The organism is Actinocorallia herbida, assembly GCF_003751225.1.
GTDB classification, from domain to species: domain Bacteria; phylum Actinomycetota; class Actinomycetes; order Streptosporangiales; family Streptosporangiaceae; genus Actinocorallia; species Actinocorallia herbida.
Genome location: NZ_RJKE01000001.1, coordinates 986,784 through 1,000,099, shown reverse-complemented (window position 1 = coordinate 1,000,099; position 13,316 = coordinate 986,784). Strand labels below are relative to the sequence as shown.

Genomic DNA, 13,316 nt, shown 5'->3' with positions numbered 1-13,316 from the left:
GCGCCGACCCCTCGGGAGCCGTTTTGACCGAATTCCTCGGCCTGGTGCTCAGCGGACTCGTGACCGGCGCGATCTTCGCCCTGCTCGGTTCCGGCCTGACCCTCTCCTACGCCGCCACCGGCGTCTTCAACTTCGCCCACGGCGCGGTCGGCTTCGTCGCCGCGCTGCTGTACTTCGAGCTCACCACCGGCGCGGGCTGGCCCGCCTGGCCCGCCGTCGTCCTCACCGTCGGGGTGTTCGCCCCGCTGCTCGGCTACACGCTGCACCGGCTGATGTTCCGCGGCCTCGCCGCCGCCGGGGAGACCCAGGCGATCGTCGCGACGATCGGCCTGCTCATCGCGCTGCCCGCGCTCGGCCTGTGGCTGGTGGAGGTCTTCGGGCTGCCGTCGGTCACCGAGGGCGCCTCGGCGCGCGGGCTCGGCCCGCAGCCGCCCACCTCCTTCGAGCCGTTCGACGGGGTCAGGCTGGACTCCGACCAGCTCGTGGTGTTCGCGCTCGCCGCGCTCGCCGCGGCCGGCCTCTGGCTGGTCATGCGGCACACCCCGCTCGGCCTGCGCATGCGCGCGACGGTCGACCAGCGCGCGCTGGCGACCTGGCGCGGGGTCGACGCCGACGCCGCCTCCGCCCAGGCGTGGATGCTGTCGTCGGGGCTCGCCGCGCTGGCCGGGGTGCTCGCCGTCCCCGCGCTCGGCCTCGACCAGAGCGCGTTCACCGTCCTCATGTTCACCGCGGCGACCGCGTCGGTGTTCGGCCGGCTGCGCTCGATCCCCTGGACGTTCGCCGCGGGCCTCGCGCTCGGCGTCGTGCAGAACCTCGTCGCCGGGTACGGCGGCGCGCTCACCGAGCAGGTGACGGGCCTGGCGACGGGTGTCCCGGCGCTGCTCCTGCTGGTCGGCCTCGTGGTGCTGAACCGCGCGCGGTCGCGGGTCGCGGGCACGGTCGCCGAGGACGCGCCCCCGCCCGACCACCTCGCGGACCTGCCGCGCTGGCGGCGGGTGCTGCCGTGGGCGGCCGGCGGAACGGCCGGTCTGGTGTGGGTGCTGTTCTTCGCGGGCGACTACTGGGCCGGTCTCATCGCGACCGGCCTGGTGTTCTCGCTCATCTTCTGCTCGTTCGTCGTGGTGACGGGCGTCGGCGGGATGGTGAACCTCGCGCAGGCGTCGTTCGCCGCGCTCGCCGCGCTGACGGCCGGGCTCGTCCTCGGACATGGCCTTCCCTTCGGACTCGCCGCCGTGCTGGGCGTCCTCGCGGCGGTGGCGGCGGGCCTGATCGTCGCGCTTCCCGCGCTGCGCCTGGGCGGGAAGGTCCTCGCGCTGGCGACGCTGGCGCTCGGCCTGCTCGCCGACCAGGTCCTCTTCCAGATCGACGTGTTCAGCAACGGGACGATCGGCTGGAAGTTCCCGGCGATCGTGCTCGGCCCGACCGACACGGGCGATCCGCGGACCAGGATCGTGTTCCTGCTCGCGGTGATCGGCGTGGTGGCACTGCTGATCCGCAACCTGGAGCGGTCCCCTTCCGGGCGGGCGATCCTCGCGGTGCGCTCCGCCCCGACCGCCGCGCAGACCTCGGGTGTCTCGGCGGTGCGGACCAAGCTGACGCTCTTCGCGGTCGCGTCGGGCATCTGCGGCCTCGGCGGGGTCCTGTTCGCCACGTTCGCGGGCCAGATCTACGCCACCGACCTGCGCGTCAACCTCGGGTTCTTCTGGCTCGCGGTGGTGGTGCTCCAGGGCGTCCGGCGGATCGGCGGCGCCGTGGTCGGCGGGCTCATCGTCGGGGTCTCGCACGAGATCCTGTCGTACGTCACCGATTCCACCCATGTGGAGGCGATCCTCTTCGGCCTCGGCGGCGTGATCCTCGCCAAGCACCCCGACGGCGTCCTCGCGCAGTTCGCCGAGCAGCGGTACCGGCGGAGGCGGCGGGCGGCCCTGGCCGAGGAGGCGCAGGCCGAGGAGACCCCGGCCGACGGGGCGGCCGAGCCGTCGGACGACGGCGCGCTCGTCCTCGAAGGGATCGTCGCCGGGTACGGGGACACGACGGTGCTGCGGGGCGTCGACCTGTCCGTGCGCGGAGGCGAGGTCGTAGCCCTGCTCGGCGCGAACGGCGCAGGCAAGTCGACGGCTTGTGCCGTCGCCATCGGCGCGGTGACGCCCTCGTCCGGGCGGGTCCTGCTCGGCGGGGCCGATGTCACCGGCGCCTCGGCGTTCAAACGCGCACGTGAAGGCATGTACCTGGCTCCCGAGGGCAGAGGCGTCTTCCCCGGCCTGACCGTGGAGGAGAACCTGACGCTCTGGCTGCCTTCGGCGTCGGACAGGGCCACCGCTTACGAGAGGTTCCCCCGGCTCGCCGAACGCCGGGACCTGCCCGCGGGCTCGCTGTCCGGCGGCGAGCAGCAGATCCTCGCCCTCGCCCCCGCCCTCGTCCGGCCGCCGAAGGTGCTCATCGCCGACGAGCCGTCGCTCGGCCTCGCCCCGCTCGTCGTCCGGCAGGTCTTCGATCTGTTCGGCGAGCTGCGCGAGCGCGGCGTCGCCCTGCTCGTGGTGGAGGAGAAGGCCCACGAGGCCCTGGAGATCGCCGACACCGTCGCCTACATGGGCCAGGGCCGCATCACCTGGCGCGGCCCCCGAGCCGAGGTCGACGCCGACGAACTGACCGCCGCCTATCTGGGAATCCGACCCGCCGGAAGTCCGGTCGAAGAGGGAAGTTCATGAGCCTGGAACTGGAAGGGATCAGTGTCAGCTTCGGGGGGGTGCATGCGCTCAGCGAAGTGTCCTTCACGGTGGCCGAAGGGCAGGTCTGCGGGGTGATCGGGCCCAACGGGGCGGGGAAGACGACCCTGTTCGACGTGGTCACGGGGCTGCGCAGGCCGGATGGCGGGCAGGTCAGGGTGGACGGCGCGGACGTCACCGGGCGGGGCGCGGTGCGCCGCGCCCGCGACGGGATGGCCAGGACGTTCCAGCGGCCGCAGGTGTTCGGGCGGCTGACGGTCCTGGAGAACGTGCTGACCGCGCTGGAGTGGCACGGCGGGGGCGGCGGCCTCGCCGCCGACCTGCTGGCGCTGCCGACGCGGCGGTCCCGGGAGAGGGCGCGGCGGGCGCGGGCGGAGGAGGCGCTGGCGCGCTGCGGCATCGCCGACCTCGCCGGGCTGTACGCGGCGGAACTGCCGATCGGGCGGCGCCGCCTCGTGGAGCTGGCCCGCGCGCTGGCGGACGACCCGAAGATCCTGCTGCTCGACGAGCCGACGTCCGGCCTCGACCCGGCGCAGGCCGAGGTCTTCGCCGGGGTGCTGGCCTCGGTGGAGGCGACGGTGCTGCTGGTCGAGCACGACGTCGGGTTCGTGATGGACACCTGCGAGCGGATCGTGGTGCTCGACCTGGGCAAGGTCATCGCCGAGGGCGCGCCGGCCGAGGTGCGCGACGATCCCGCGGTGCGGGCCGCGTACCTGGGCTGAGCGGGGACCTGTCTAGAATGCGGTTCTAGGAAATCCCAGGTGCAGGAGTGACCCCCATGACGACCGCCCTTCCCCCGACCATCCGCCCCCAGGACCGGTCGTTCCTCGGCGAGGAGCAGGTCGCCGTGCGCGCGCGCCTCGCCGAGGAGGTGCGCGCGCTCATCGACGCCGTCGTGCTCACCGACGTGCCCGACGCCGAGATCGCCGAGATCACCGGCCAGGTACGGGCGCTGACCGACCGGCTCGGCGCCGCCCGGCTCGGCGCGGCGCCGATGGCCGACACCCCCATCGACGGCCTGATCGCGAGCGGGATGTCCCGCCAGCTCGGCAACCCCGTCACCGGGGTGCTCAACCCGGTCGCGCCGCCCATCCCGTTCGAGGCGCTGCCCGACGGCTCGGTGCGCTCGGTCTTCACCCTCGACGAGCCCTACGAGGGCCCTCCCGGGCTCGTGCACGGCGGGATCAGCGCCGCGATCTTCGACCAGGTGCTCGGCATGACGGCGGGGATGTCGGGCGTGCCCGGCTTCACCGCCACGCTGGAGCTGCGGTACCGCAGGCCGACGCCGCTGCGCGTTCCGCTCACCCTCAAGGCCAGGATCACCCGGCGCGAGGGCCGCAAGTGCTGGGCCGACGGAGAGATCACCACCCCGGACGGCAGGGTGACCGTGGAGGCGACGGCGATGTTCGTCACCCCCAGGCACCTGCTGGCCGAGGAGGCGGACGAGGCGCAGGAGCAGCGGACCTCCTGATCCTCCGGGTTCAGGAGGCCAGGAAGCCGGTGTGGGCGTCGAGTTCGCGCAGCACCGCGTCGCGCGTGCCCGACGTCACCCGCAGGACGGTCTCCCGGATGCCGAGTTCGGCGAAGCGGGCGAGCTTGCCCGGGGTCGGCAGCGATCCGAACGGGATGACGACCGCCGTCTCCGGGTCGCGCCCGGCCGCCTCGTAGGCCGCGGCGAGCCTTGGCAGCGCCTCGGCGATCCCGGCGCCGCCGATCGGCAGCCAGCCGTCGCCGTGCGCGGCGATCGCGGCGAACAGCTTCGGGCCGCCGCCCCCGCCGAGCAGCACGGGCACGTCGGCCTTGGGCCAGGCCCAGCTCGGGCTGAGCGCCACGTGCGCGCCCTTGTAGGCGGCCACCTCGTCGCGCCACAGCGCGCGCATCGCCGCGATCCGCTCGCCGACGAGCGCGCGCCGCTCGTGCCAGACGACGCCGTGGTCGGCGGCCTCCTCGACGTTCCACCCGTAGCCGGCGCCCAGCACGAACCTGCCCCCGGACAGGTGTTGAAGGGTGGCCACCGCCTTGGCGGTCCCGATCGGCTCCCGCTGCGCGAGGAGCGCGACCCCCGTGCCGAGCGTCAGCGTCGACGTGACGGACGCGGCCATCGCCAGGGAGACGAACGGGTCGAGGGTCCGCGCGTACGACTCCGACAGGGTCTCGTCCCCGGAGGTGCCCCGGAGGAACCCGGAGGCGCCGACCCCGGACGTCGCCAAGGTGGCCGCCGAAGGGGTGAGCCGGGACGTCGGGATGTGGGTGTGCTCGGGGAGGTACAGGGAAGAGAAGCCGCGTTCTTCGACGGCGATGGCCAGCTCGTGGGGCGGCATGGTCTGATCGGTGGCGAACATCGTGATGCCGAGGCGCATATCCGCTACCCTACCAAGCAATTGCTTGCTCAAGGAGTCCGCCCATGCCGTTCGCCGAAGTCCGCGACGTCCGCCTCTTCTACACCGACGACGGCCCGCGCGACGCCGACGTCCTGCTGCTCGTGCACGGCATGGGCGCCGACTCCCACGACTGGGTGTGGCACCTGCCCGACCTCGCCGGAGACTTCCGCGTCATCGCGCCCGACCTGCGCGGGCACGGCTACAGCTCGGTCCCGGACAAGGGCAACGTGCCCAGGGAGATGGCCGAGGACCTCGCCGCGCTGCTCGGCCGCCTAGGGGTCGCGCGCGTCGTCGCCGTCGGGCACTCGCTCGGCGGCCAGGTGGTGAGCGTCCTCGCGGTCGAGCATCCGGAGCTGGTGCGCGGCGTGGTCGCCGTCGACCCCGGGTACGGCCTGCGCGAGGACATCGCGGCCTTCATGTCCGGCTACGCCGACGGCCTGCGCACGAACGCCCACGAGACCGCGCTCGCCATGGACTCGACCCTCTACACTCCCGCGTCGCCCCCGTCGATCAAGGCCTGGCACGAGCGCAAACTGCTCGGCACCGCCCCCCACGTCCTCGCCGAGGTCTTCGCCGCGCTGTTCGTCGCGGACGGCCAGTTCGGCGTCCGGCCCCAGTCCGCGGCCTACCTCGCGGGCCGCACCCAGCCGGTCCTCTCCCTGTGGGCCGACCCCGAGCGCGCGGCCTGGGAGCGCGACGCCCTCGGCGCCGAGACCCACGTCTTTCCCGGCAACGGCCACCGCCTGCACGAGGAACGCCCGGCGGAGTTCCTGCACGTCCTCCGCACCTGGCTCGCCCAGCTCACCCGCCGCGAGCGCAGAGCGGCGAAAGCCGACAAGACCTGACAGCTCCCCCCGAGCCGTAACAGAAGCCGCCGGATCGCCGCTTAGACGGACAGGTCGTTATCTTTCATTCACCCGATCGCCTGGACAGGGGTCGCGTGCAAGCGGAAAGATGCCCTGTTCGCTAGTGAAGATCATGGAGGCGGTCGGAATGTCCCGTCAGCTCAAGAGAGTGCTCATCGGCGGTGCGGTCGCCGTAGCGCTCGTCGTCTCGGGCGGCACGGCGGTCGCCGCGGCGGGCGGCGGCTCCCTTGACGCCGTCGCCGAGGCCGTGCACCTGCGCGCGGCCAAGCCCAAGCCCGCCGCGGTCACGTTCGCCGCGAACCCGCTGGCCGGCGGCAAGAAGACCACCGGCACGGTCAAGCTCACCACCGCGGCCCCCGCGGGCGGCGTGAAGGTGACGCTGACCTCGAAGAACACGAAGTTCGTCAAGGTCCCGGCCACCGTCAAGGTGAAGGCCGGCCAGAAGACGGCGAAGTTCACCGTCAAGACGACGGCCACCGCCAAGAAGCGCACGGTGGCCGTCACCGCCGCGCTCAACGGCAAGAAGATCACCAAGAAGCTCAAGCTGACCCCGAAGCACTTCCTGAAGGGCATCGCGCTCAGCCAGCAGAACGTCAACGGCGGCACCGCGCTGACCGGCACGGTCACGCTGAACGCCGCAGCGCCGAAGGGCGGCGCGGGCGTGCTGCTGGAGACCTCGAACTTCCGCGCCGAGGTGCCCGCGTCGGTGAAGGTGCTCGCCGGTGAGCGGACCGCGGTCTTCCAGGTGACGACCCAGAAGGTCGCCGCCCAGCAGACGGTGAAGGTCAGCGCGTCCTACGGTGGCGCCACCCTCAGCCGCAACCTCACCCTGACGCCCGGCGCGGCCGAGGCCCCCGAGCTGTACGACATCGTCGTGCACGCGGACCCGAACTTCACCGCGGACGCGGACGGGGTCGAGGCCGACGTCGTGCTCACCGGCCCGGCTCCGGCGGGCGGCGCGGACGTCATCGTCACCTCGGACAAGAAGGACGACGTGGTCTTCGGCCTCGCCCAGGGCGCGCAGCAGACCGTCACCATCCCGGCCGGCCAGCCGAACGTGAAGTTCTACTTCGGTTTCAAGAACCTGACCGGTCCGCTGACGTTCACCATCAGCGCGACCTACAAGGGCAAGCTCGTCGTGGACGCCCAGACGTTCACCGTCACCCCCGCCGCCGCGGCGCCCTAGCGCGCTCCGGCTCCTGAGGACCCCCGCCCCGCTTCGGGGCGGGGGTCCGGTGCGTTCCGGGGCCCGCGGCGAGTGTGCGGCGGGTCACATCGGGGGAAGTAATCGCCCAAGCGCTTGCTTGTTATGGCGGCCTTTGCCAGACTGGCGCTCACCGAATCCCACTCGGACGCCGTCGACCGCGAGGAGCATGCGCCGTGAAATTCTCGATCTTCCTCAACCCGCAGATTCCGGGTTCAGGCTGGGCCGCCGAGGAGAACGCGGTGGCCAAGCGGCCGATCGGACGGGACGTGGAGTCCTACCAGAAGCTCCTCGACGAGGTCCGTGAGATCGCCGTCACCGCCGACCAGGTCGGCTTCCACGCCCTCATGATGACCGAGCACCACTTCCACTCCGAGGGCTTCGAGTTCTCGGTGAACCCGCTGATGTTCCTCACCGACCTCGCGGCCCGCACCGAGCGCATCCTGCTCGCGCCGCTCGGCCTCGTGCTCCCCGCCTGGGACCCGATCCGCGCGGCCGAGGACGTCGCCCTGCTCGACCACTTCTCCAAGGGCCGCCTGCGCCTGGGCGTCGCGCGCGGCTACCAGAACCGCTGGATGCAGGTCCTCGGCCAGCGCTGGGACGCCGTCGCCGCCCGCTCGGACGGCTCGGCCACCGACAACCGCAACTTCGACGTCTTCGGCGAGGTGCTGAAGATCATGAAGCTGGCGTGGTCGGAGGACCTCCTCCGCTACAAGAGCGACGTCCTCGACTACGAGGTGCCGAAGCCGTTCTCCGGCATCGAGGGCTGGCCCGCCGGCGAATGGACCCGCAAGTTCGGCACCCCCGGCGAGATCGACGACGAGGGCGTCATCCAGGGCATCTCGGTCTGCCCGAAGCCGTACCAGTACCCGCACCCGGAGCTGTGGCAGCCGTTCACCGTCTCCGACCGCTCGGTCATCCGCGCCGCGCAGGAGGGCATCCTGCCCTGGATGTTCACCCCGAACCCCGACGAGCACGCCGCGAAGGCCAAGCTCTACCAGGACGAGTGCGCCAAGCTCGGCAAGATCTACAAGCTCGGTGAGCACACCGGCATCCTGAAGATCGTCGGCATGGCCGACACCAAGGAGCAGGCCATCGAGACGTTCGGCAAGGGCATGCAGAAGGACTTCGCGTCCTTCTTCGGCCCGTTCGGCTACCTGGAGGTCCTCCGCAAGAAGGAGGACGACAAGTTCAAGCCGATCAGCGCCGAGAAGGGCGACTTCAAGCGCATGAACGACGTCGAGATGGCCCTGCTGGGCACCCCCGACGACGTCAAGCGCGGCATCCAGCGGATGCTCGACCGGATGCCCGACCTCGAGTGGTTCGGCCTGTTCATGCAGGGCCAGCAGGGCGTCCTGCCGCTCGACACCGTCAAGCGGAACCTGGAGATGTTCGCCGAGCACATCATCCCCGAGTTCTCGGACTGAGGCCCGGACAAGATGCGCTTCTGGCTCGGTTCGTCGTTCGCCGACGCCGACGAGTACGTGCCGCTGGCCCAGGCGGCCGACCGCCTGGGCTACGACACCGTCACCGTCTCCGACCACATCTTCTACGCCGACTACGAGGCGAGGTACCCGTACTCCAAGACGGGCGCCCCGCCTTACGCGCCGGAGACGCACTGGCCGGACGTGTGGGTGACGATCGGCGCGATGTCGGCGGTCACCGAGCGGGTGAAGTTCGCCCCGAACGTCTACATCCCCGTGGCGCGGGACTTCTTCACCGTCGCCAAGGCGGTCTCCACCGCGGCGTACCTCTCGAACGAGCGGGTGCGCTTCGCGGCGGGCGTCGGCTGGTGCAAGGACGAGTTCCTCCAGACCGGGCAGGACTTCCACACCCGGGGCCGGAGGTTCGACGAGATGATCCCCGCGCTGCGGGAGGTGTGGCGCGGGGGCGAGGTCGAGCACCACGGCGAGTTCTTCGACTTCGGCCCGCTGCGGATCGCACCGGTGCCGCGCGCGCCCGTCCCGGTCTACATCGGCGGGGAGAGCGACGTCGCGCTGCGCCGGGCGGCCCGGATCGGGGACGGCTGGATCGGCAACCGGGTCTACCGGGAGGACGATCTGGAGACGCTCCTCGTGCGCCTTGAGGGCTTTCTCGCCGAGCAGGGCCGCTCCCTCGACGGCTTCGACGTGGTCGCGCCGATCGGCGCGATGCCCTCGGCGGAGCTGTACCGCAAGTGGCGCGACCGAGGCGTCGCCTCCACCCTGGCCGCCCCCTGGTGGACGGCCACGCCGCAGGAGCGGGAGAAGTTCGGCGACGGCCTCGAACTCAAGATCGCGACCATGGAGCGGTTCGCCGAAGAAGTGATCGCCAAGGTGTGAACCACCTGGAACCATGACGCATCGAACCTCCCGGACTTAACAGAGATTGGGAGCAGATGCGTACTTTCCTTACCGTCGCCGTCGCCTCCGCCGCCGTCCTGGCCCCGCTCGCGGTCACCGCCCCCGCGAGCGCGGCCGGCACCGTCTGCACCACAGACAAGGTGCCGGCCTTCAAGAAGGTCATCGACGTCCGGCCCGGCGGCGTCGGCAAGGTCACCAGGAAGCACCCGTACGGAGCGTTCGCCGGCCGGTACACCAAGCGCAAGTACATCGAGGAGGTCGACATGTACGTCCACGTGCCGACCGGCAAGAAGAAGACCGTGCTGTTCGCCAAGAACGCCCAGATCTGCGTGCTCTACACCTCCGACGTCGGCGGCGTGAAGATGAAGCGCACCGGGCTCAAGGGCCTGGCCAAGGCCGTCGACCACCCCGCCATGAACCCCCAGTGGGGCCTGAGGTTCAACGGCAAGGGCCGGATCACCGTGGCCTACCAGATCTACATGCCTTGACTTCCTCCGCCGCCCTAAAGGGCGGGGATTCCTTCCCTCGCGGGTCGGGGTTCCTGCTTCGTCGCGGTCTGCCCCGGGGATGTCCCCGCCGGTCTCACGTCCGCTCCACAGGCGAGCACGGCCAGCCCGGCCGCTCTGATGTTCTTGGCGGCGTTGTGGTCCCGGTCATGCCGGGCACCGCAGGAAGGGCACTGCCAGTGGCGAGTGCTCAAGTCGAGACGGGACAGCAGGTGCCCGCAACCCGAGCACGTCTTGCTGGACGGATACCACCGGTCGATCACCACGAACCGGCGTCCCGCCAAGAGCGCCTTGTGTTCAAGCATGGCCCGGAACTCGCCCCAGCCCGTCTGGGAGATCGAGCGGGCCAGACTCCGGTTCTTGACCATGCCCGCCACGTTCAGGTCCTCGACCGCGATCACGTCGAAGCGGCGGATCAGATCGGTGCTGACCTTGTGGAGAAAGTCCCGGCGTGCGTCGGCGACGCGGGAGTGCTGGCGGGCGACCTTGCGGCGGGCCTTGGCCCGGTTCGCCGACCCCTTCTTCTTACGGGCCATCATCCGCTGGTAGCGCTTCAGCCGCCGTTCGTGCCGGTCCATGTGGCGGGGGTGGGCGATGTGCTCGCCGTCGCTGGTGACTGCGAAGTCCTTCAACCCAAGGTCGACGCCGACCGCCTGCCCGGTCTCGGGCAGAGGGGCGGGGTCGTCCATGTCGACGGCGAACGTCACGAACCAGCGGTCGTCCGGCTCCCGGGACACGACCACCATGGTCGGGTTCAACGCAGCCAGATCCAGGTGGGGCCAGGACCACGCGACACGAAGCGGGCTGCCGGTCTTGGCCAGCCACAGTTCACCGTCCCGCATCCGGAACGCCGACCGGGTGTAGTGCGCGGACTGACGGCCGTGCCGCGACTTGAAACGCGGGTAGCGAGCACGCCCCGCGAAGAAACTCTGGAACGCGACGTGCTGATGCCGCAGCGTCTGCTGCAAAGGCACCGACGACACCTCGTTCAGGAACGCGAATTCGGCTGTCTTCTTCAATACCGTGAGGGCCGCGTCGGTCTCCCTGTAGGAGGTCGTCTTGCCCTCGCCGTGGTAACGGGCGTGCCGCTCAGCAAGAGTCTGGTTCCACACAAGGCGGACACACCCGAACGTGCGGTTCAGCACCGCTTCCTGTTCGGGGTCCGGGTACGCCCGGCACTTGAACGCCGATCTCACGAAAAAGACCTTACACAGGAGGCTGACGTGTGTAAGCCGGTACGGCGATGCGCCGCGTTTCCTCCCCGCCCTGAAGGACGGGGCATCCACGCTGTAGGTGAATGGTGACCCGGCGCCCGCACCAGTAGCCTGGGCGGGTGTTGCCGATAGTCCAAGCCACCCGGTACGTCCTGCCGCTCCGTGAGGGCGGCTCCCTACCAGGGCTCGTCGAAGCCGCCGATCTGGGCACCTATGTCGCGAAGTTCACCGGCGCGGGACAGGGCCGCAAGGCCCTGAACGCCGAGATCATCGCCGGTGAGCTCGCCCGCCGCCTCGGCTTCGACGTGCCCGACCTGGTCATCCTGGAGTTCGATCCGGTGATGGCCAAGCACGAGCCGGACGAGGAGGTCCAGGACCTCCTGGACGCCTCTCCCGGCTGGAACCTCGGCGTGGACTTCCTGCCGGGCTCCCTCGGGTACGACCCGCTCGCGTGGACCCCGGGCGCCGAGTTCGCGAGCCGCGTCCTGTGGTTCGACGCCTTCATCGGCAATGTCGACCGGAGCTGGCGCAACCCGAACATGCTGGTCTGGCACGGCGACGTCTGGCTCATCGACCACGGCGCGAGCCTGTACTTCCATCACGCGTGGAAGTCCGCCGACAAGCTCCTCAAGCGGCCCTACGACGTGGACGACCACGTCTTCAAGCCGTGGGCGTCCGACGTCAAGGGCGCCGAGGCCGTGCTGCTGCCGAAGATCACCGAGGAGCTGCTGCGCGAGGTCGTCGGGCTGATCCCCGAGCGCTGGCTCGCGGGGGAACCCGGATTCGACGACGCCGAAGCCGTCCGGGAGGCCTACGTCCGCCACCTGCTCGCCCGTGCCGCCGACCCGAGAGCGTGGCTGCCGTGAACCCGTACGAGTACTCGGTCCTGCGCTTCATCCCCGACCTCGTCCGGGGCGAATGCCTCAACGTGGGGGTGGTCGTCTACTGTCAGAAGAGTGACTACCTCGGCGTCAGGTTCACCTTCGACGAGGCGCGGCTCGCGTCGTTCGCGCCCGCGGTCCCGCTCCCGGAGCTGCGCCGCGCCCTCGACGGCATCAGCGCGCACTGCACCGGTGACGAGCACGCGTCGGGCGAATCCCTCGGCAAGCGCTTCCGCTGGCTCACCGCGCCGCGCAGCACCATCGTCCAGCCCGGTCCGGTCCATCCCGGCATGACGGTCGATCCGGACGGCACGCTCGACCATCTCTTCGAAAGGCTGGTCCGGTCATGATCGGTGTGACGGGCGCGACCGGGAACATCGGCGGGCGCGCCGCGCGGCTGCTGGCCGACGCGGGCCACCCCGTGCGGCTGCTCGTGCGGGACGCCTCGCGCGCGCCGGACCTGCCCGGCGCCGAGGTCGCCGGGGGCTGTGACTACGCCGACGCCAAGGCCCTGGCCGAAGCCTTCGCCGGGCTCTCCACGGTGTTCCTGGTCTCGGCCAAGGAGGCCGCGAACCGGGTGGAGCAGCACAAGAACGCGGTGGACGCCGCGCGTGAGGCGGGGGTGCGCCACCTCGTCTACCTGTCGTTCCTGTCGGCCGCGCCCGACGCCACCTTCACGTTCGCGCGCGACCACCACGCGACCGAGCAGTACATCAAGTCCTCCGGCCTGGACTTCACGTTCCTGCGCCCGAGCCTGTATCTGGAGGCGCTCGCGGCCTTCCCGATCGACGGCGTCATCAAGGGCCCGGCCGGGCAGGGGCGCTGCGCGTTCGTCGCGCAGGACGACGTGGCCGCGGTCGCCGCGGCGATCCTGCCGCAGGCCGACGTGCACCGGGGCCGCCGCTATGACGTGACGGGCCCGGAGGCCCTGTCGATGGAGCGCGCCGCCCGGCTGCTCGGCGTCGTCTACCTCGACGAGACCCTTGAGGACGCGTACGCCTCGCGTGACGTCTACGGCGCTCCCGCGTGGGAGGTCGAGGGCTGGGTGACGTCGTACCAGGCGATCGCGACGGGCGAGATGTCCGTGGTGAGCCGAACGGTCGAGCGGGCCACCGGACGTCCGGCGACGAGCCTCGCGAAGTGGCTCGCCCAGCGCTGACGCACTCCCGTGGAGGTCCTTCCGGGCCCTTGCGAAG

General features: G+C 71.1%; 13 protein-coding genes. 11 read left to right on the top strand and 2 right to left on the bottom strand.

The window, feature by feature from the left end:
• Positions 1–23 precede the first annotated feature (23 nt).
• From EDD29_RS04850 to EDD29_RS04840, 3 genes are read left to right on the top strand one after another with little or no spacing between them, the layout of a single operon-like run.
• On the top strand, positions 24–2,708 hold the full coding sequence (locus EDD29_RS04850) for an ABC transporter permease subunit (RefSeq protein WP_123662691.1): 2,685 nt from the start codon (positions 24–26) through the stop codon (positions 2,706–2,708).
• Entirely contained in the window at positions 2,705–3,448 is a 744-nt protein-coding gene (locus EDD29_RS04845; RefSeq protein WP_123662689.1) for an ABC transporter ATP-binding protein, read from the top strand. The genes EDD29_RS04850 and EDD29_RS04845 overlap by 4 nt, the downstream gene beginning before the upstream one ends.
• Before the next feature lie 56 nt (positions 3,449–3,504).
• Positions 3,505–4,197 (top strand): PaaI family thioesterase, encoded by a 693-nt coding sequence (locus EDD29_RS04840; protein ID WP_123662688.1) that lies wholly within the window; start codon positions 3,505–3,507, stop codon positions 4,195–4,197.
• 10 nt (positions 4,198–4,207) lie between these two features.
• On the opposite strand, the gene EDD29_RS04835 is transcribed toward EDD29_RS04840, so the two are convergent.
• Positions 4,208–5,086: a TIGR03619 family F420-dependent LLM class oxidoreductase gene (locus EDD29_RS04835; protein ID WP_123662686.1), complete on the bottom strand. Its 879-nt coding sequence runs from the start codon at positions 5,084–5,086 to the stop codon at positions 4,208–4,210.
• Between the two features lie 44 nt (positions 5,087–5,130).
• Here EDD29_RS04835 and EDD29_RS04830 point away from each other — a divergent pair, with 44 nt between their 5' ends.
• The 5 genes from EDD29_RS04830 to EDD29_RS04810 all read left to right on the top strand — a co-directional run bounded on the left by EDD29_RS04830 (position 5,131) and on the right by EDD29_RS04810 (position 10,007).
• Complete coding sequence (locus EDD29_RS04830) at positions 5,131–5,952, top strand: alpha/beta fold hydrolase (RefSeq protein WP_123662684.1); 822 nt, start codon at positions 5,131–5,133, stop codon at positions 5,950–5,952.
• 148 nt (positions 5,953–6,100) lie between these two features.
• Positions 6,101–7,159, top strand: a complete 1,059-nt coding sequence (locus EDD29_RS04825) for a hypothetical protein (protein WP_148085876.1) — start codon at positions 6,101–6,103, stop codon at positions 7,157–7,159.
• Between the two features lie 194 nt (positions 7,160–7,353).
• Positions 7,354–8,604 (top strand): LLM class flavin-dependent oxidoreductase, encoded by a 1,251-nt coding sequence (locus tag EDD29_RS04820; protein WP_123662680.1) that lies wholly within the window; start codon positions 7,354–7,356, stop codon positions 8,602–8,604.
• A 12-nt stretch (positions 8,605–8,616) separates the two neighbouring features.
• A complete protein-coding gene (locus EDD29_RS04815) occupies positions 8,617–9,498 on the top strand; it encodes a TIGR03619 family F420-dependent LLM class oxidoreductase (RefSeq protein ID WP_123662678.1) in 882 nt (293 codons plus the stop codon).
• 56 nt (positions 9,499–9,554) lie between these two features.
• Positions 9,555–10,007 (top strand): hypothetical protein, encoded by a 453-nt coding sequence (locus EDD29_RS04810; RefSeq protein ID WP_123662676.1) that lies wholly within the window; start codon positions 9,555–9,557, stop codon positions 10,005–10,007.
• Between the two features lie 14 nt (positions 10,008–10,021).
• Here EDD29_RS04810 and EDD29_RS04805 read toward each other — a convergent pair whose 3' ends face one another.
• Complete coding sequence (locus EDD29_RS04805; RefSeq protein ID WP_123662674.1) at positions 10,022–11,221, bottom strand: RNA-guided endonuclease InsQ/TnpB family protein; 1,200 nt, start codon at positions 11,219–11,221, stop codon at positions 10,022–10,024.
• Positions 11,222–11,358: 137 nt separating this feature from the next.
• Here EDD29_RS04805 and EDD29_RS04800 point away from each other — a divergent pair, with 137 nt between their 5' ends.
• Genes EDD29_RS04800 through EDD29_RS04790 form a run of 3 tightly spaced genes read left to right on the top strand, consistent with a single transcriptional unit; the run spans position 11,359 to position 13,279 of the window.
• The gene (locus tag EDD29_RS04800) at positions 11,359–12,105 is read left to right on the top strand and encodes a HipA family kinase (protein ID WP_123662671.1); all 747 of its coding nucleotides are present in this window, start codon (positions 11,359–11,361) and stop codon (positions 12,103–12,105) included.
• Positions 12,102–12,470 carry a DUF3037 domain-containing protein gene (locus EDD29_RS04795; RefSeq protein ID WP_211359554.1) on the top strand — a complete coding sequence of 123 codons (369 nt, stop codon included), beginning with the start codon at positions 12,102–12,104 and terminating at the stop codon, positions 12,468–12,470. Before EDD29_RS04800 ends, EDD29_RS04795 begins: the two co-directional genes overlap by 4 nt.
• On the top strand, positions 12,467–13,279 hold the full coding sequence (locus EDD29_RS04790; RefSeq protein WP_123662668.1) for an SDR family oxidoreductase: 813 nt from the start codon (positions 12,467–12,469) through the stop codon (positions 13,277–13,279). Before EDD29_RS04795 ends, EDD29_RS04790 begins: the two co-directional genes overlap by 4 nt.
• The last annotated feature ends 37 nt before the right edge of the window (positions 13,280–13,316 follow it).